At 60.2% G+C, this 16,753-nt stretch carries 19 protein-coding genes; 10 read left to right on the top strand and 9 right to left on the bottom strand.

The genetic code is table 11. The features are described 5' to 3' along the window. Window positions 1–27: 27 nt before the first annotated feature. The 6 genes from kdgD to PY308_RS19460 all read left to right on the top strand — a co-directional run bounded on the left by kdgD (window position 28) and on the right by PY308_RS19460 (window position 5,892). A complete protein-coding gene (gene kdgD / locus PY308_RS19435) occupies window positions 28–933 on the top strand; it encodes a 5-dehydro-4-deoxyglucarate dehydratase (RefSeq protein WP_275785892.1) in 906 nt (301 codons plus the stop codon). A 17-nt stretch (window positions 934–950) separates the two neighbouring features. After that, window positions 951–2,087, top strand: coding sequence for a mandelate racemase/muconate lactonizing enzyme family protein (locus PY308_RS19440; RefSeq protein ID WP_275785894.1), 1,137 nt, complete (start codon window positions 951–953; stop codon window positions 2,085–2,087). A gap of 1 nt (window position 2,088) precedes the next feature. Continuing rightward, window positions 2,089–2,970 carry an amidohydrolase family protein gene (locus PY308_RS19445; RefSeq protein ID WP_275785896.1) on the top strand — a complete coding sequence of 294 codons (882 nt, stop codon included), beginning with the start codon at window positions 2,089–2,091 and terminating at the stop codon, window positions 2,968–2,970. Between the two features lie 61 nt (window positions 2,971–3,031). Next, window positions 3,032–4,006, top strand: a complete 975-nt coding sequence (locus tag PY308_RS19450) for a TRAP transporter substrate-binding protein (protein WP_275785899.1) — start codon at window positions 3,032–3,034, stop codon at window positions 4,004–4,006. Window positions 4,007–4,090: 84 nt separating this feature from the next. Continuing rightward, a complete protein-coding gene (locus PY308_RS19455) occupies window positions 4,091–4,612 on the top strand; it encodes a TRAP transporter small permease (protein WP_275785902.1) in 522 nt (173 codons plus the stop codon). Then, a complete protein-coding gene (locus PY308_RS19460; protein WP_275785905.1) occupies window positions 4,612–5,892 on the top strand; it encodes a TRAP transporter large permease in 1,281 nt (426 codons plus the stop codon). Before PY308_RS19455 ends, PY308_RS19460 begins: the two co-directional genes overlap by 1 nt. 82 nt (window positions 5,893–5,974) lie before the next feature. On the opposite strand, the gene PY308_RS19465 is transcribed toward PY308_RS19460, so the two are convergent. Genes PY308_RS19465 through PY308_RS19480 form a run of 4 tightly spaced genes read right to left on the bottom strand, consistent with a single transcriptional unit; the run spans window position 5,975 to window position 9,517 of the window. Next, window positions 5,975–6,826, bottom strand: coding sequence for a metal ABC transporter permease (locus PY308_RS19465; RefSeq protein ID WP_275785908.1), 852 nt, complete (start codon window positions 6,824–6,826; stop codon window positions 5,975–5,977). Then, complete coding sequence (locus tag PY308_RS19470; protein ID WP_275785911.1) at window positions 6,823–7,686, bottom strand: metal ABC transporter permease; 864 nt, start codon at window positions 7,684–7,686, stop codon at window positions 6,823–6,825. Before PY308_RS19470 ends, PY308_RS19465 begins: the two co-directional genes overlap by 4 nt. Continuing rightward, the gene (locus tag PY308_RS19475) at window positions 7,683–8,615 is read right to left on the bottom strand and encodes a manganese/iron ABC transporter ATP-binding protein (RefSeq protein ID WP_275785914.1); all 933 of its coding nucleotides are present in this window, start codon (window positions 8,613–8,615) and stop codon (window positions 7,683–7,685) included. Before PY308_RS19475 ends, PY308_RS19470 begins: the two co-directional genes overlap by 4 nt. Beyond that, entirely contained in the window at window positions 8,612–9,517 is a 906-nt protein-coding gene (locus tag PY308_RS19480; RefSeq protein ID WP_275785917.1) for a metal ABC transporter substrate-binding protein, read from the bottom strand. Before PY308_RS19480 ends, PY308_RS19475 begins: the two co-directional genes overlap by 4 nt. A 121-nt stretch (window positions 9,518–9,638) precedes the next feature. Between PY308_RS19480 and PY308_RS19485 the strand changes: the two genes are divergently transcribed. The 4 genes from PY308_RS19485 to PY308_RS19500 all read left to right on the top strand — a co-directional run bounded on the left by PY308_RS19485 (window position 9,639) and on the right by PY308_RS19500 (window position 12,541). Then, window positions 9,639–10,067: a Fur family transcriptional regulator gene (locus PY308_RS19485; RefSeq protein ID WP_275785920.1), complete on the top strand. Its 429-nt coding sequence runs from the start codon at window positions 9,639–9,641 to the stop codon at window positions 10,065–10,067. 97 nt (window positions 10,068–10,164) lie between these two features. Beyond that, window positions 10,165–10,698, top strand: coding sequence for a gluconokinase (locus PY308_RS19490; protein WP_275785923.1), 534 nt, complete (start codon window positions 10,165–10,167; stop codon window positions 10,696–10,698). An 87-nt stretch (window positions 10,699–10,785) separates the two neighbouring features. Beyond that, complete coding sequence (locus PY308_RS19495) at window positions 10,786–11,886, top strand: Gfo/Idh/MocA family protein (RefSeq protein WP_275785925.1); 1,101 nt, start codon at window positions 10,786–10,788, stop codon at window positions 11,884–11,886. 10 nt (window positions 11,887–11,896) lie between these two features. Next, complete coding sequence (locus PY308_RS19500) at window positions 11,897–12,541, top strand: ThuA domain-containing protein (RefSeq protein WP_275785928.1); 645 nt, start codon at window positions 11,897–11,899, stop codon at window positions 12,539–12,541. A gap of 45 nt (window positions 12,542–12,586) precedes the next feature. Here the strand turns inward: PY308_RS19500 and PY308_RS19505 are convergent, their stop codons facing one another. The 5 genes from PY308_RS19505 to PY308_RS19525 form a co-directional block, all read right to left on the bottom strand. After that, window positions 12,587–13,225 carry a CDP-alcohol phosphatidyltransferase family protein gene (locus tag PY308_RS19505; RefSeq protein ID WP_275785931.1) on the bottom strand — a complete coding sequence of 213 codons (639 nt, stop codon included), beginning with the start codon at window positions 13,223–13,225 and terminating at the stop codon, window positions 12,587–12,589. After that, the gene (locus PY308_RS19510; RefSeq protein WP_275785934.1) at window positions 13,222–13,614 is read right to left on the bottom strand and encodes a hypothetical protein; all 393 of its coding nucleotides are present in this window, start codon (window positions 13,612–13,614) and stop codon (window positions 13,222–13,224) included. Before PY308_RS19510 ends, PY308_RS19505 begins: the two co-directional genes overlap by 4 nt. Beyond that, window positions 13,611–14,561 carry a phosphatidate cytidylyltransferase gene (locus PY308_RS19515; RefSeq protein WP_275785936.1) on the bottom strand — a complete coding sequence of 317 codons (951 nt, stop codon included), beginning with the start codon at window positions 14,559–14,561 and terminating at the stop codon, window positions 13,611–13,613. The genes PY308_RS19510 and PY308_RS19515 overlap by 4 nt, the downstream gene beginning before the upstream one ends. After that, entirely contained in the window at window positions 14,558–15,214 is a 657-nt protein-coding gene (locus tag PY308_RS19520; protein WP_275785939.1) for a lysophospholipid acyltransferase family protein, read from the bottom strand. Before PY308_RS19520 ends, PY308_RS19515 begins: the two co-directional genes overlap by 4 nt. A 214-nt stretch (window positions 15,215–15,428) precedes the next feature. Then, the gene (locus tag PY308_RS19525; RefSeq protein WP_275785942.1) at window positions 15,429–16,670 is read right to left on the bottom strand and encodes a cation:proton antiporter; all 1,242 of its coding nucleotides are present in this window, start codon (window positions 16,668–16,670) and stop codon (window positions 15,429–15,431) included. Between the last annotated feature and the right edge of the window lie 83 nt (window positions 16,671–16,753).

The raw sequence follows: 16,753 nt of genomic DNA on the forward strand, positions 1-16,753 counted from the left end.
CGGTGGAGGCAGACGGAGGAACTTCATATGACGCCGCAAGAGATCAAGTCCGCGCTGGGCGCGGGGCTGCTGTCCTTTCCTGTAACGCATTTCGATGCCGAGGGAAAATTCCGGCCTGATAGTTACCAAAAGCATGTCGAGTGGCTGTCCAGCTATGACGCGCCGGTGCTCTTTGCAGCAGGTGGAACCGGCGAATTCTTCTCGTTGACGCCGCAGGAAGTGCCGCTTGTCGTCAAGGCCGCCAAGGAGGCCTCCGGCAAGACGGCGATCGTTTCGGGCTGTGGCTACGGCACCGAGATCGCGGTCGATCTGGCGCGCTCAGTCGAGAAAGCCGGCGCCGACGGCATCCTTCTGCTTCCGCACTATCTCATCGACGCGCCTCAGGAAGGGCTTTACGCCCATGTGAAGCGCATCTGCCAATCTGTCGGTATCGGTGTGATGGTCTACAACCGCGACAACGCAATCCTCGGCGTTGAAGCCCTGAAGCGGCTGTGCGACGAATGCCCCAATCTGGTAGGCTTCAAGGACGGCACCGGCGATATCGGCCTCATCCGCCAGATTACCGCGACCATGGGCGACCGGCTGACCTATCTGGGCGGCATGCCCACAGCCGAACTCTTCGCGGAAGCCTATCTCGGCGCTGGCTTCACCACCTATTCGTCGGCGGTGTTCAATTTCGTGCCTGGCCTGGCCGTCGAGTTTTACAATGCTCTTCGGGGCGGCGACCGCGCGCGTTGCGAGACAATCCTGAAGGATTTCTTCTATCCGTTCATGGCAATCCGCGGCCGGCGCAAGGGGTATGCGGTCGCAGCCGTCAAGGCCGGCGTTCGCCTGCAGGGCTTCGATGCTGGAAAAGTGCGTCCGCCTCTGGACGATCTGTCCGCCGAGGAAGATGCCATGCTTGAAAAACTCATCGCGCCCTGGAAGCGCTAGGATGGGGAAGTGCTGAGATGAAGATCGCCGCCGTCCATACGCATCTGCTCGAGCATCGGCTCGCGGTGCCGTTCGAAAGCGCATCCATGCGCTTTGATCGCCGCCTGCATGTGCTGGTGGAGATCGTCTGCGATGACGGCACGATCGGCTGGGGCGAATGCCTGGGCCCCGCCCGGCCCAATGCCGCGGTGGTTGCGGCCTATACGCCCTGGCTGATCGGCGCAAACCCGCTGGAAACCGAAAAGATCTGGGCGCGGCTTTACAATGCCCTGCGCGACCAGGGTCAGCGCGGTCTTGCCTTGACGGCGCTGTCCGGCATCGACATCGCGCTGTGGGATATCAAGGGCAAGCATTTCGGTGTCCCCGTCTCCACCCTGCTCGGCGGGCGTTTTCGCGAGGAGATCCGGGCTTACGCGACGGGGAGCTTCAAGCGCGACGGTGTCGATCGCATCGAAGACAATGCGCAGGAGGCCGCCCGTTACCGCGCCGAAGGCTTCCATGCCAGCAAGATGAAAATCGGCTTTGGCATCAAGGAAGATCTGGCTGTCATCCGTGCCGTGCGCGAGGCGGTCGGGCCGGACATGCGGCTGATGATCGACGCCAATCATGGTTACGACGCCATGGAAGCCATCAAGCTTGGACGTCTGGCGGCAGACTACGATATCGACTGGTTCGAGGAACCGGTGGTGCCGGAACAACTCGCCGCCTATCGCGAGGTTCGTGCCAACCAGCCGATCCCGGTCGCGGGCGGCGAAACATGGCACAGCCGCTGGGGCATGCGCGAGCCGATCGAGACACGTGCCATCGACATCATTCAGCCCGACCTTGCCGGCGTCGGCGGCTTCACGGAGGCCAAACGCGTTGCCGACATGGCCGCGCTTCATGGCATCCGCGTTGTGCCGCATGTCTGGGGTACGGCCGTGCATATCGCCGCCGCCCTTCAGTTCATGGCGTCCATGGTGCCGAGCCCCGTGCGCGTCAACCCGATCGAACCGATCCTCGAATTCGACCGGACTGAGAACCCTTACCGTCAGGCTGTCGTCAAAACGCCGATCGAGCATGTGCAGGGGGTGGTCAAAATTCCGGATGGCCCGGGCCTCGGCATCGAGATCGATCGCGATGCACTTGCCGAGTTCCGGATGAAGGATATCTGACATGCTGATCCGCCCCCTCTCAGGCCACCCCTTGAAGACAAGCCTGCCACCCGGTGCGGTGGATGCGCAGATGCACATGTACTTGCCCGGTTTCCCGGCAAGACCGGGTGGCCCTGATCTGCCAGCCGGCACCCTACCCGATGCCGGACAATACAGGCAGTTCATGTCCTGGCTCGGCATCGACCGCGTCATCATTACCCAGGGCAACGCCCACCAGCGCGACAATGCGAACCTTCTTGCATGTCTAGCTGAGATGGGATCCGTCGCCCGGGGTGTTGCGGCCTTCGGCAGCGATATCACCGACAGGGAACTGGACGATTATGCCGAAGCCGGGATGGTCGGCGGGCGGATCATGGACCTGCCGGGAGGAGCCGTTGGCCTGAGCGAGCTCGAAGCCATCGATGACCGCGCCAGCGCCCGCGGCTGGATGGTCGCGGTACAGTTCGACGGAAGCCATATTCTGGACCATGAGCCGCGCCTGGCGAAACTGAAGTCGCGCTGGGTCTTCGATCACCATGGCAAATTCTTTTCCGGCGCAGCGCCGGACGGGCCGGAGATCGCTGCCGTCAAGCGGCTGGTCGACGGCGGAAAATGCTGGTTCAAGTTCGCCGGCGTCTACGAATCGTCAAAAAGCGGCGCACCGGATTATGAGGATGTCGCGGCCTTCTCGCGCGCCATTGCCGCGTATGCGCCGCAGCGCATCGTCTGGGGCAGCAACTGGCCGCACAATCTGGCGAAAACGACCGAGGATTACCCCGATGACGCCGCCCTGACCGACACCGTCCTTGGATGGCTGCCGGACGAACGGGCGCGCCATCTCGCGCTCATTGAAAACCCGGAAGAACTTTACCGCCTGCCGCCTTTCGAAAGCCGAGGCGGCTGACGGCCTGACTGCGTCCGGGACGAGGAGGTCCCGGCGTTCATTTCAACGGAGGAGAATGACAATGAAAATCGCAAAATCCCTTTGGCTTGCTCTCGGCATGACGCTTGCCGCGGGTGCGCTTCAGGCGCAGGAAATCACGCTTCGCTCTGCCGACATCCATCCGGACGGCTATCCCACGGTGGAAGCCGTCAAATATATGGGTGAGCTTGTATCCGAGCGGACCAACGGCCGCATCAAGATCGAAGTCATGAACAATGCCACGCTCGGCAGCGAGAAAGACACGATCGAACAGACACGCTTCGGCGTCATCGACATGAACCGCGTCAATGCCGCACCGTTCAACAATCTTGTGCCGGAAACAACAGTTCTCGGTTTGCCTTTCCTGTTCCGCTCGACCGAACACATGCACAAGACCGTGGATGGACCGATCGGCGATCAGGTTCTGGCGGCCTTCGAGCCGCATGGTCTTATTGGTCTCGCCTTCTACGATTCCGGCGCGCGGTCCTTCTACACGACCAAGAAGCGGATCGAGAAACTGGCCGACCTTAAAGGCATGAAAATCCGCGTTCAGCAGTCGGATCTGTGGATCGCGATGATGGAGGCCTTCGGTGCCAACCCGACGCCGATGCCGATGGGAGAGGTTTATTCTTCCCTTGAAACCGGTGTGGTCGATGGCGCTGAAAACAACTGGCCATCCTACGAATCCGCTCGTCACTTCGAGGTCGCCAAGAACTACACGCTGACAGAACATTCGCTCAACCCGGAGATTCTCGTCATCTCCAAGATTGCCTGGGACAAGCTGACGCCCGAGGACCAGACGGTTCTGCGGACGGCAGCCAAAGATTCAGTCGGCAAGATGCGCGAACTCTGGACCGCACGTGAAAAAGCATCGGAAGAAAAGGTTCGTGCAGCTGGCAACATCATCACCAAGGTCGATAAGGACGAATTTTCCGCCGCGATGAAGCCGGTTTACGACCGCTTCGTTACCGATCCGAAGATGAAGGCCCTGCTCGAACAGGTCCAGGCTGTTCAATAATTGGCGGAGTACGGTTCTGAAGGGGAGGGCCGTACTCCTTTTTCCAGCAGCATCCCGCCGGGGAATTTCGGGAGGATTTCGAGAATGCGGCATTTCATGCAGGCCATCCGGCCCGGCCTGACCTGGCTCAGCCGGGCAGCACTATATCTGTCCGGCATCGGGTTGATCGTGATGACGGCTATCGTGGGCTGGCAGGTTTTTGCACGTTATGTGCTGAACGATACGCCGAGCTGGGCAGAGCCTCTGGCGCTGCAGCTGATGTCCTGGTTCATTCTGTTCGGCGCCGCGGTCGGCGTTCGCGAAAGCGTGCATCTTGGGCTCGACTATGTTCGCCACTATGCTCCCGTCCCTGTCCAGCGCGCCATGGACCTTGTCAGCCTTGGCCTGATCATTCTCTTCGGGGCGGCCATGAGCTTCTACGCCACATTGCTGTCGATTGGCACATGGACCGCGACCATTCCGGTTCTGGGCTGGCCAGGCGGCGTCGATTTCTTCCCGATGATCGGTGGCGGCGTCCTGATTTCCATCTTTGCCGCTGAGCGCTTTCTCGATGTTCTGCTCGGCGAAGCCGTGGCAGCCGATGTCCTCGTGCAGGAGGTCGCATAATGACCTATACCATTCTCTTCGGCACATTTGCCGTTCTGATGATGATCGGCATGCCGATCGCCTTCTGCCTCGGCATCGCCTCCGTCGCGACGGTGCTCTACATGGGACTGCCACCCATCGTCGTCTTCCAGCAGCTCAATTCCGGCATGAACGTCTTTGCCATGATGGCGATCCCGTTCTTTATCTTCGCAGGCGACCTGATGGTGCGCGGGGGCATTGCCGCCCGGCTGATCCGCTTCGCGGCGGGGCTTGTCGGCCATATGCGCGGTGGTCTCGGCCAGGTCAATGTCGTGGCATCGACGCTGTTCGGCGGCATTTCCGGGTCTGCGGTTGCCGATGCCTCGGCCGTTGGCGGCCTGATGATCCCGCAGATGGCTGCCCGCGGCTACGACCGCAGCTATGCCGTCAACGTCACGGTAAACGCTGCGATCATCGCCCTGTTGATCCCGCCGTCGCACAACATGATCCTCTATTCGATCGCCGCCGGCGGCAATGTCTCTGTCGCGGATCTTTTCACGGCCGGCATCGTGCCAGGCATGCTGCTTGCTGCGGCCCTGATGGTCACCGCCTATGTCGTGGCACGCAGGCGCGGCTATCCGGCTGAGCCCTTTCCGGGCCTGCGCCGCCTCGGCTACTATTTTCTAGCTTCCGTTCCCGGCCTGCTTTTGATCGGCATCATCTTCGGCGGCGTGCGCTCCGGCGTGTTCACGGCAACGGAAAGCTCCTGCATCGCCGTGTTCTACGCCCTGATCGTCGCCCTTGCGGTCTACCGCGAACTGGACTGGCATGGCTTCGTCGAGGCCGTGATGCAGGCGGTGCGCACCACGGCCATGGTGCTGCTGGTCATCGGCACCGCCGCCTCCTTCGGCTGGCTGATGTCCTTCCTGCAGGTGCAGCAGGCCATGGTCGTCCTGATCAGTGCGATTTCCGACAATCCGATTGTTGTCTTGCTCTTGATCAACGTTGCGCTGCTGCTGCTTGGCACCTTCATGGACATGGCGCCGCTGGTCATCATTTCGACGCCGGTTCTGTTGCCCGTCGTCAAAGCCTTCGGGATCGATCCGGTGCATTTCGGCGTGGTGATGATCCTCAATGCCGGCATCGGTCTCAATACGCCGCCGGTGGGCACCGTGCTGTTTGTCGGTTGCGCGGTCGGGGGCATTACGATCCGAGAAGCGATGAAGACCATCTGGCCCTTCTTCGGCGCCAGCATCGCCGTGCTTCTGCTGGTCACCTATATCCCGGCCCTGTCTCTCTGGCTCCCGAGTCTTTTCAAGTAGCGACAAAGCCGATCCAAGCAATGGCCGCCATGTGCGGCCCTTGCTGCTTTACATGACAGGCAGGCCGTCTGCGCAAAACAGTCTAATCGACCACCGTCCGCTGTGCCTCCATTCTCGCACTTCGCCAGGTCGTCCAGATGAAGGCGAGAATGAAGATCGCTGTCATCAGCAGAACGATCGTCGGTGCCGGCGCACTGTCGATGAAGAAGGACAGATAGACGCCGCAGAAGGATGCGTAGACGGCCACCAGAACGGCAACCATAAGCATCCGTCCCATGGTGCGGGTGATGAGAAAGGCGATTGCGCCGGGTGCGATCAGCATGGCGATGGCAAGGATCAGTCCAACGGCCTTGAGGGCGCCGACAATGGTCAGCGACAGGATTGCCAGCAGCCCGTAATGCAGCCAGTTGACGGCAAGACCGACGGCTTTCGCCTGAGCGGGATCGAAGGCATGCAGCAGGAAATCGCGCCACTTTACGGCCAGAATGCCGGTGGCCAGCAGTGCGATCAGGCCTGTCTCGAGAATGTCTCCCCAGCCGATGCCGAGCATATCGCCGAAAAGGATGTGGTCGAGATGCACGTCGCTCTGGATCTTGGTGTAGAGCACCAGGCCAAAACCGAACATGCCCGAAAACACCACGCCCATGACCGTATCCTGCTTGATCCGGCTGTTTTCCTTGAGGTAACCGGTGAGAAGCGCGCAGGACATGCCGGCCGTAAAGGCTCCGATCGCCAGCGGCAGGCCGGCAATGTAGGAAATGACGATCCCCGGGAAAACCGCATGCGAAATGGCATCGCCCATCAGCGACCAGCCCTTGAGCACGAGGAAGCAGGACAGCAGCGCCGTCGGAATGGCAACGAGCACCGAGATCAGCAGCGCATTGCGCATGAACTCGAATTCGAAAACAGCGAGCATCATGTCGAGGGACATCATCGGCCTACCTCCAGGGCTTCCGCGGTCCGCCTGCGCGCGGCAAGCAGGCCGTGTTTCGGCGCAAACACGAAGGCTCCCAGGAAGATCAGCGTCTGCAACACGATGATGATGCCACCCGTCGCACCGTCAAGGAAAAAGCTGATATAGGCGCCGAAGAAGCTTGTGAGAGCGCCGATCGCAACGCTGATCAGGATCAGACGGGGAAATCGATCCGTCAGCAGATAGGCCGTGGCGCCCGGCGTCACCACCAGCGCGATCACCAGGAAGGCGCCGACGGTCTGGAGAGCCGCGACGGTGGAAGCGGAGAGAAGCGTGAAGAACAGCACTTTCAGGAATGTCGTGGGAATGCCGATCGACCGCGCATGGCTTTCGTCGAAGAAGGTCACCATCAGGTCTTTCCACTTTGCCGTCAGAATAAGCAGCGACACGACGCCGATAATGGCGAGTTGCAGCGTGTCCGCCGGGGTGATGGCGAGAATATTGCCGAGCACAATCGTCTGGATGTTCACCGAGGTCGGCGACAGCGACACCATGAACAGGCCGAGCCCGAAGAAGGAGGTGAAGATCAGACCGATGATCGTATCCTCCTTCAGGCGCGTGCGCTGGTTGAGGAACAGCATCGCCCCGGCTGCAAGCCCGCCGGAAAAGAAAGCGCCGAGCGAGAAGGGAAGCCCAAGCATATAGGCACCGGCAACGCCGGGTACGATGGAATGGGAAAGCGCGTCACCGATCAGCGACCAGCCCTTGAGCATCAGATAGGCCGACAGGAAGGCGCAGACGGCGCCAACCAACGCGCTGACCCACATGGCATTGACCATATAGCTGTAGGTGAAGGGTTCCAGAAGCGTCGTTGCGTTCATTGACGATCGGCCTCCGGATCCTTGTCCGGCCCGGCCTGCTGTTTTGCCATCTGGCCTTTCCCGCCATACATGACCAGCGGCCTTTCGTCGTCGCTGAACACGGACAATTGCCGGGGGTCTTCGTCGTCATGCAGGTGCTCGCCGCCAAGCACGAAATGGCGCAGGACACCGCCGAACGCCAGTTCCAGATTTTCGCGTGTGAAGGTGGTCGCGGTCGGCCCATAGGCGAGCACGGTATTCTTCAGAAGGATGGTGCGGTCGCAGAATTCCGGCACGCTGCCGAGATTGTGCGTCGAAACCAGCATGACCCGGCCCTCGTCGCGCAAACCGATCAGAAGCTGGATGATGGCGTCCTCGGTCTTGACATCGACACCGGTGAAGGGTTCGTCAAGCAGGATGACACGCCCGTCCTGCGCCAGCGCCCGCGCCAGAAACACCCGCTTCTTCTGCCCCCCGGACAGCTCGCCGATCTGGCGCTTGCGGAAATCGCTCATCCCGACGCGGGCAAGCGCCGAATCGACGGCGTCATGATCGGCTTTTTTGGCAATGCGCAGGAAATTCATATGACCGTAGCGGCCCATCATGACCACGTCTTCCACAAGGACGGGAAAGTTCCAGTCCACCTCCTCGGCCTGCGGCACATAGGCAACCAGATTTCGTCCGAGCGCCTCTTTCACGGAAAGGCCGAGAATCGTGATTTCCCCGCGCGCCACACGGGTAAATCCCATCAGTGCCTTGAAGAGGGTAGACTTGCCGCTGCCATTGACGCCGACCAGGGCGGCGATCGTGCCCGTGGGAATTTCAAAGGACGCATCGCGCAGGGCGCGGTGACCGTTGCGGTAGGTTACCGTCACGCCGCTTGCTCGAATGCCGCTGCCGCTTTTTTCCACTGGGCTGCTTGCCGGCTCGGCCTTGACCTGAAGGTTCATTGCGAAAGGCCTTTCACGATTGTTTCGGATGTCACGCGGAGAAGGTCGATATAGGTTGGAACCGGGCCATCGGTTTCGCTGAGGGAATCCACATACAGCACGCCGCCATATCTGGCGCCCGTCTCGCGTGCTACCTGCTCGGCGGGATCCGGCGAAATGGTGCTTTCGGAAAAAACGGCCGCGATCTTATGTTCGCGCACCGCATCGATGACCTTGCGCACCTGTTGCGGCGTTCCCTGCTGGTCGGCATTGATCGGCCAGAGATAAAGCTCCTTGAGACCGAAATCGCGCGTGAGATAGCTGAAGGCGCCTTCGCTCGAAACAAGCCAGCGCTTGTCTTCAGGAATGCGCTCCAGTTCGGCCCGGATCGGCGTGATCGCCGCTTCGATCTTCTGCTTGTAGGCCTGCGCATTCGCTTTGTAGATTTCGGCATTTGCCGGATCATATTTGACGAAGGCGTCCCGGATATTGTCGACATAGATCAGGCCCGAAGAGGGCGACATCCAGGCATGCGGATTGGGCTTGCCTGTGTATGGTCCCTCGGCAATGCCCATGGGTTCCACTCCCGCGGACACGACGACGCCCGGAACAGCGTCGAAATTCTGGAAAAACTTTTCAAACCAGAGTTCCAGACCCAGGCCGTTCCAGAGAATGAGCTTTGCATCATGCGCCTTCAGGATGTCACGGGGCGTCGGTTGGTAATTGTGGATTTCAGCGCCCGGCTTTGTAATGGATTCGACAGTTGCAGCATCACCCGCAACGTTTTTCGCCATGTCGGCGATCACCGTGAAGGTCGTCACCGCCTTGAACTTTTCCTGTGACATTGCAAGACCCGGGACAACCGCAAGGGCCGCCAGCATTGCCGCCGTCAAAAGGATTGCGCGTCTCATCTGCTCTGTCATCAGTGCTTCCTGAAGATTACCTACCCTAGACCTAGGGGAATGGTTTGCATAAGTCAATGCAAATGAGAAGCATTCGCAACTAGCTATTTTCAAAATCTTCGGTCTTGGCTAGTGTCGCACTATGAAGCAGAACAAGAACCGCATCGAAGAACTGGAAGGACACCTGCGGGACGGCGGCGTGCGCGTTACCCGGCAGCGCGCTGCCATCCTGAAGATTCTGGCAAGTGCTGAAGACCATCCGGATGCCAGCGAACTGCATCGCCGGGCAAAGGAACTTGACGCCACGGTATCACTTTCGACGGTTTACCGGACCCTCTCCGCGCTGGAGCAGCAGGGCGTAATCCACCGTCACGCCTTCGAAAGCGCAACGGCCCGTTTCGAAACCGCGGATGCGCCGCATCATGATCATCTGATCGATATCGAAACCGGCGCCGTGATCGAATTTCGTTCGGACAAAATCGAGCAGTTGCAGGCCGAAATCGCCGCCGAGCTCGGCTATGATCTCGTCCGGCACCGGCTGGAACTCTATTGCCGGAAGCGAAAGACCTGATCGCGGACAAGCAATCGCGGATGCCACGGATACACCATCACGAAGCGGCAAATCCGCATCCCGCAACAAGACGCTTCCGGATTTATGGGAATACAGCATGACGACACCGCCTTTGGTATTTAAAGGCCCCGTTATCGTGATGGGGGTGAGTGGTTGCGGCAAATCATCGGTGGGGAGCATGCTGGCAGACAGGCTCGGGCTGCCCTTCATCGAAGGCGACAGCCTGCACCCGGCGGCCAATATCGCGAAAATGTCTGCCGGCGTTCCACTGAACGATGAGGATCGCTGGCCATGGCTTGGCATCATTGGCAAAGCCCTCGCCCAGGCCGGCGAACCGGGTATAGTCATATCCTGCTCCGCCCTGAAACGAAGCTATCGGGACCTTTTGCGGCAGGCCGCGGGCGTTCCGCTGGCCTTTGTCTATCTCGAGGGCACACGCGACATCCTGTTGAGCCGAATGATCGAGCGGCCGGGACATTTCTTCAAGGCGACGCTTCTCGACAGCCAATTGGCGACACTGGAAAGCCCAACCGGGGAAAGACATGTGGTCACCGTCGATATTGCCGCCGCCCCGCAGATCATTGCGGAACGGGCGCTGGAAGGCCTGGCGGCCTTGAACGCACAGCTCTGACACCGCCCTCGTTCGATCTGGTCCAAAAAGCGGGTGACAAGACCGCCGCCGCGGGTCATCACTATGCCGCGCAAGATGGAGGAGAACATGGAGCGAGTCGGTTTAGGCATCATCGGATGCGGGAACATTTCTGACGCCTATCTGACGGCGGCGCCGAAATTTCCGGTGCTTCAGATCATCGGGGTGGCTGATATCAATGCGTCGGCCGCGCAGGCCAAGGCCGAGGCCTTCGGCGTAACCGCCATGACGATCGAGGCCCTGCTGGCCGATCCCCGGATTGCCATCATTCTCAACCTGACGACGCCGCAGCACCATGTTCCGGTGGGCCTGCAAGCAGTCAACCAGGGCAAGCACGTCTATTCGGAAAAACCACTGGCGACGACGCTTACAGATGCCGAGACACTTGTCGCCGCGGCCCGGCAGAACGGCGTGCGGGTCGGTTGCGCGCCCGATACTTTCCTCGGCGGTTCGCATCAGACGGCGAGACGGCTGATCGACGGCAACGCGATTGGCGCTGTCGTTGCCGGCTCAGCCTTCATGCAGGTCGCCGGGCACGAGATATGGCACCCCAACCCTGATTTCTATTACCAGCAGGGCGGCGGGCCAATGCTCGACATGGGGCCTTATTACCTGACCTGTCTCGTCAATATGCTCGGTGCCGTCAAATCGGTCACCGGACAGGCCAAGGCATCCTATCAAACGCGGACCATCGGCTCCGGCCCGCGCCAGGGAGAGACGATTGATGTGACGGTGCCGACCCATATTTCCGGCCTGCTCGACTTCGAAAACGGCGCGGCCGTCTCGATTACGACCAGTTTCGACGTCTGGAAGCATGATCACAACCACATCGAACTTTACGGCACCGCCGGCTCGATGATTGTCTCCGACCCGAACCAGTTTCAGGGCGACATCCGCACCAGCGAACGCAAGAACGACTGGAAAATCGCGGAACAACATCACCTTTATGGCGATGGCAACTACAGGATACTGGGGCTGGCGGATATGGCGCAAGCGATTCTGTCGGGCAGGTCGCATCGTGCAGGTCTCGACATGTCGCTCCACGTGCTGGAGATCATGGAGGCGATCATTCGCTCCGGTGAAACCGGACAGCGTTTGTCGTTGAAGCATGGCTGCCCTCGCCCGGCGCCGATGCGCCACGATCTGCCCTTCGGCATTCTCGATGAATAGGACGCAGAGCATGAGCAAGACAGCCTTGATCTTCTGGGGCGGATGGGACGGACATACGCCGGATCGCAGCGCCGCGGTTGTTGCCGAAATCCTGACCGGGCACGGGTTCGATGTGCGTGTCGAACACGGCACCTCGGTGCTGCAACAATCCGGGCTTGCCGGGTACGACCTGATTGTACCGATGGTGACGATGTCGGTGATCGAAAAGGCCGAACTGGAAAATCTGCTTGCCGCCGTGCGCGGTGGAACGGGCCTTGCAGGCTTTCACGGAACCATGGGCGACAGCTTCCGCAACGAGCCGGAATACCAGTTCATGACCGGCGGCCAGTGGGTTTCCCATCCCGGCAATATCATCGACTATACGATCGATATCGCAAAGCCCGACGACCCGATCGTCGCCGGCATCGACAGCTTCGCCTATCGCTCAGAGCAATATTACATGCATGTGGATCCGAGCAACGAAGTCCTGGCGACGACGACATTCGGCGGCGAGCATCTCGACTTCATCGATGGCGTCGTGATGCCCGTCGTCTGGAAGCGGCGCTACGGCAAGGGACGGGTTTTCTACAGTGCGCTCGGCCATGTCGCTGACGAATTCCAGGTGCCCCAGATGCGCCTGATGTTCGAACGCGGCGCGCTTTGGGCCAGCCGCTAGCGGATTTGACAGACAGGACCATCGGGAAGAGGCTCCGCCGTCCGGTCAGCTTCTCATTTCGCCGATCAGCCTCATACTCCGGCGCACTGCCGTCACCGCCGCACCGGCTGCAATGATGGACAGCGTGATCACCAATATTTCGTTGCGGCCATGCCAGAGCGGCTCTGCCACGGAAAGAAGCGCGCCGGCGGTGATCGCCGCCATGCGGTGCGGCTTTGCCATGGGGCCGCGAAAATCGCTTGGATGTCCCGTTGCCCGGCCAAGTTCGCGCACATAGGCCGTAAGAATGGCAAAGGCCGCAGCCGACCAGCCGAGGCCCGGCATGCCGATGCCATAGCCAGCGCCGGCAAAAATCAGGATGTCGGCGATGCGGTCGGGAAATTCGTTCCAGAAGGGACCGTCGGGCGCCCCCTTTCCGCCCTCTACGGCGACCATGCCATCAAAGAGATTGCACAACAGGCGCAATTGGCAGAAGAACGCCGCCACAACGAGGAAGATCGTCCGTGACCAAAAGCCGTCTTGCCCTGCAAGATAAAACGCTCCGCCGGCGGCGGCCGCTGCGACCATGCTCGCCTGGGAGATCTGGTTCGGCGTGACCGACCGCGCCGCCATCCATTTTGCCGCTCTTTGAGCCCATTTCGTATCGCGGCTGGCCAATGGCCGCCTGTCGCCCGTTGCCGTCATGGATTGTTCTTCCGCTTGATGTGGATGGAGTAGCTATAGAGCGCGGCATAGCTCGTCGAGACGGCCAGCGGCAGTGCGATCGTGTTCAACAGCTCCGGCGTGCCGCTCAAGGAATGCGCCGTGACAAGGGCTGCCGCCGAGCCTGTGCAGGCGATGAAGGGCGGCAGCACCAACGCGAAAAGCCCGGAAAACCGCTTCGACAAAATCTCGATGGTCGATTTGAGAAACAGGGTGAGGCAAGCCGAAAACAGGCCCTGCACCAACCCCGAGATAAGCGGCTGGGGCATGGGATGCGTCCGGTTTGCAAAGAGCGCCCAACCGCCCATGGCGAGGAATGCGACCGCGGCATGCACCGCGCCGTTGCCCGAGAGGCTGCGGACGAAGCTCATGACAGCGACCACCAGTACCGGGTGAGGTGGAAGAAGATCGGCGCCGAAAAGACCACGGAATCCAGCCTGTCGATCAGTCCGCCATGGCCCTCGATCAGATTGCCCCAATCCTTGACGCCACGATCGCGCTTGATCGCCGACATCACGAGGCCGCCGAAGAAGCCCATCAACGTGATGATGAGGGCAAGTAGTCCTGCCTGGAACGGTGTAAACGGCGTGATCCACCAGAGCAGAGCGCCGATCAGCGTGGCGCTGCAGATGCCGCCGACGAAGCCTTCGACGGTCTTTGACGGCGACAAGTTGGGTGCAATCTTGGTGCGGCCGAACAACTTGCCCCAGACATATTGCAGGACGTCGCTGAGTTGCACGACGATGACCAGGAAGGCGATCAGCAGGACGTTGCGCCCCTCGTAGCCGGGGATGTCGAGCGTCAGGAGAGCCGGGACGTGCGAGGCGCAAAAGACGCAGATCATCAGCGCCCACTGGACTTCGGCAATCCGGACGAGAAAGCGTTCCGTGTCGCCGCGCAGGACCGCGATGATCGGCATCAGCAAAAAGGCATAGACGGGGATGAAGATCGAGAAGATGCCGTATTCCCCTGCCCAGAGCAGGTAATACTGGATCGGAAGAACGATGAAGAAGGCCGAGGCAAGCGCCCAGTGGTCCGCCCGTTTCGTATCGATCAAGGTGATGAATTCCCGCAGGGCTGCAAACGAGCAGAAAGCGAACAGCATGAGGACGCCGGCCCGCCCGGCCAGGAAGGCGACGCCGATCAAAATCACCATCACCCACCAGGCCTTGATGCGGGCATTGAGGTTTTCGATCGCGGCGTTGCTTCCGTCCGGAGAGATGCGCCGCTGGAGAACGAAGCCGATGACCGAAGCGGTGATCAGAACGCCGAAAATCCCGGCGACAAGAGCCAGAAGGTCTGAATTCGCTGCGGTCATTTGCCTTTACCTGCCTGTTGCGGAGCCAGGGCCAAGAGTGCCGCCCTTGTTCTTTGAAGAAATGCGCCTTTTTCCTCACCAGCCTGGAGGTGGACACTACTGCCGAACGTAACGGTGCAGATCAGGGGGATCGGCACGATCGCGCCCTTGGGCATGACACGGTTGAGGTTGTTGATCCAGACTGGCACGAAATCGATATCCGGTCGCGCCATGGCGAGATGGAACAACCCGCTCTTGAAAGCAAGGAGTTGCTCGCCGGTCTGGTTGCGTGTGCCCTCCGGAAAGAGGATGAGAGATGATCCTGCATCGACCGCCCTTGCCATGAGGTCGATCGGGTCTTCAACCCTTTTGGCAGGATCGCGCTCTATCAACACGGCGTCGAACACATCCCGGCCGATGAAGCGGCTGAGCGAGGACTTGAGCCAATATTCGGCGGCGGCGACAGGCCGGGTTGTCTGGCGCATCCGCGGCGGCAGAACGGCCCAGACGAGAACGAAATCGCCGTGACTGGAATGATTGGCAAAATACACACATTGCCGGGAGGGAAGCCCGTTCTCCGGCCAGATCGCACGAACCGCCGTGATGGCCCGCGCAAACAGCACGATTGCCGCAGCGGCCGGCCTTGCGCTCAAAGCCCGTATTTGTTTGTTCATATGGGTTCGCAATTCATAAATTAACGAGGGCAGTGCAATCGGGCATACAGCTGGAATATTCCGCAGGTTAGGATAATTGCCGATGGCGAGTAAATACCGGGATGAGGACTTGGCTGTCCGTTCCGTATGGAACACCCCAAAAATGGTGCGTTCGCAAGACGGTGCCGCCCTTATGCGCCGCCCTTGTCCATGGTCACGACCGCAATCGGGATTGCTACCCGTCCTGGCCGGCGCGGCGGTCAAGCCACCGCATCACCGGCGTGACGGCAATGCCATGGACGACGATGGAAACCAGGACGGTCAGGAAAACGGATTGCCAGAGAATTTCCGTGCCGGGAAATTTCGCCTCTCCCGTTGCGAAGGCCAGATAGTAGAACGACCCGAGGCCGCGGATTCCGAAAATGCTGATGACCGCTTTTTCATGACGCGGCTGTGGGGCGCCGATCAGGCTGATCCAGCCGCTCAGCGGCCGCAGCACGAAGAGGATCAGCAGCGTCGCGACCGCCATGCGCCAGTTGAGCGCGTGCAGCAAAGCGCCATCGGCAATGACCGCGCCGAAACAGACCATCAACAGCATCATCAGAAGTCTTTCGACCTGTTCGGTGAAATCATGCAGGCTTTGGTGGTAGCTATTGCGCCATTCGGCAGCGCGCAATGTCAACGCCGCGACGAAAACGGCGACGAAACCATAACCATGGATCAGTTCGGTCACGCCGTAACAGAGCAAGGTTATGCCAATGGCAACGAAGCCATCGCCTGTCCGGGACAGTTGAGCCCTTTGCGGCAGATGGAATGTCAGATAACCCAGTATCCGACCCGTGATCCATCCAGCGGCCAGTCCCGCGAAAAGCCGCCATATCACATCCTCCACTATCCATCCGGCAAACCAGGCGGTGCCGTGCGTTCCCGCCAACGCAATCGCAATCGCCAGATAGACGAATGGGAAGCTGAGGCCGTCGTTCAGTCCAGCTTCCGACGTCAGGGAGAAGCGGACATCGTCTTCCTCGTCGGACATGGGCGGACCGACCTGAACGTCGCTGGCGAGTACCGGATCGGTGGGAGCAAGGGCCGCTCCGAGCAATATGGCCGAAGCAAGGGGAAGCTGCAGAACCCACAAGCCCACAAGCGTTATGCCCGCGATCGTCAGCGGCATGGCGATCCCCAGCAATCTCCAGGTCGTCATCCATCCTTTCCAGCTGAGCTTGCGATCGAGTTTCAGGCCGGCGCCCATCAGGGCGATGATGACGACCAGTTCGGTCAACCGCTCCGTAGCATCGCGATTTTCCAGCGGATTGGCGGCGGGCAGAGGTGAGAACGGAGACAAGGCCAGGATAATGCCGAAAAAAATGCACAGAATCGGCAAGGACAGGGGAAGTTTCCGCAGAACCATCGGCAACCATGCGGTCAACAATATGATCAGACCGAGGATCGTCAGTGAGATGATGTAATCGTCCACAGGCGCGCACTCCCGCGGTTGTTGCCTCCGTCGGAAATGAACTAGAAATGCAACGGGCGCCGCCAAGATGGCGGTACGGACTT

Origin of the sequence: Pararhizobium gei (genome assembly GCF_029223885.1) — a bacterium.
GTDB classification, from domain to species: Bacteria; Pseudomonadota; Alphaproteobacteria; order Rhizobiales; family Rhizobiaceae; genus Pararhizobium; species Pararhizobium gei.

Excerpts from the sequence above, each read along its gene's own strand:
- kdgD (WP_275785892.1), top strand. The coding sequence starts at position 28 with ATGACGCCGCAAGAGATCAAGTCCGCGCTGGGCGCGGGGCTGCTGTCC.
- PY308_RS19440 (WP_275785894.1), top strand. The coding sequence starts at position 951 with ATGAAGATCGCCGCCGTCCATACGCATCTGCTCGAGCATCGGCTCGCG.
- PY308_RS19445 (WP_275785896.1), top strand. The coding sequence starts at position 2,089 with ATGCTGATCCGCCCCCTCTCAGGCCACCCCTTGAAGACAAGCCTGCCA.
- PY308_RS19450 (WP_275785899.1), top strand. The coding sequence starts at position 3,032 with ATGAAAATCGCAAAATCCCTTTGGCTTGCTCTCGGCATGACGCTTGCC.
- PY308_RS19455 (WP_275785902.1), top strand. The coding sequence starts at position 4,091 with ATGCGGCATTTCATGCAGGCCATCCGGCCCGGCCTGACCTGGCTCAGC.
- PY308_RS19460 (WP_275785905.1), top strand. The coding sequence starts at position 4,612 with ATGACCTATACCATTCTCTTCGGCACATTTGCCGTTCTGATGATGATC.
- PY308_RS19465 (WP_275785908.1), bottom strand. The coding sequence starts at position 6,826 with ATGATGTCCCTCGACATGATGCTCGCTGTTTTCGAATTCGAGTTCATG.
- PY308_RS19470 (WP_275785911.1), bottom strand. The coding sequence starts at position 7,686 with ATGAACGCAACGACGCTTCTGGAACCCTTCACCTACAGCTATATGGTC.
- PY308_RS19475 (WP_275785914.1), bottom strand. The coding sequence starts at position 8,615 with ATGAACCTTCAGGTCAAGGCCGAGCCGGCAAGCAGCCCAGTGGAAAAA.
- PY308_RS19480 (WP_275785917.1), bottom strand. The coding sequence starts at position 9,517 with ATGACAGAGCAGATGAGACGCGCAATCCTTTTGACGGCGGCAATGCTG.
- PY308_RS19485 (WP_275785920.1), top strand. The coding sequence starts at position 9,639 with ATGAAGCAGAACAAGAACCGCATCGAAGAACTGGAAGGACACCTGCGG.
- PY308_RS19490 (WP_275785923.1), top strand. The coding sequence starts at position 10,165 with ATGACGACACCGCCTTTGGTATTTAAAGGCCCCGTTATCGTGATGGGG.
- PY308_RS19495 (WP_275785925.1), top strand. The coding sequence starts at position 10,786 with ATGGAGCGAGTCGGTTTAGGCATCATCGGATGCGGGAACATTTCTGAC.
- PY308_RS19500 (WP_275785928.1), top strand. The coding sequence starts at position 11,897 with ATGAGCAAGACAGCCTTGATCTTCTGGGGCGGATGGGACGGACATACG.
- PY308_RS19505 (WP_275785931.1), bottom strand. The coding sequence starts at position 13,225 with ATGACGGCAACGGGCGACAGGCGGCCATTGGCCAGCCGCGATACGAAA.
- PY308_RS19510 (WP_275785934.1), bottom strand. The coding sequence starts at position 13,614 with ATGAGCTTCGTCCGCAGCCTCTCGGGCAACGGCGCGGTGCATGCCGCG.
- PY308_RS19515 (WP_275785936.1), bottom strand. The coding sequence starts at position 14,561 with ATGACCGCAGCGAATTCAGACCTTCTGGCTCTTGTCGCCGGGATTTTC.
- PY308_RS19520 (WP_275785939.1), bottom strand. The coding sequence starts at position 15,214 with ATGAACAAACAAATACGGGCTTTGAGCGCAAGGCCGGCCGCTGCGGCA.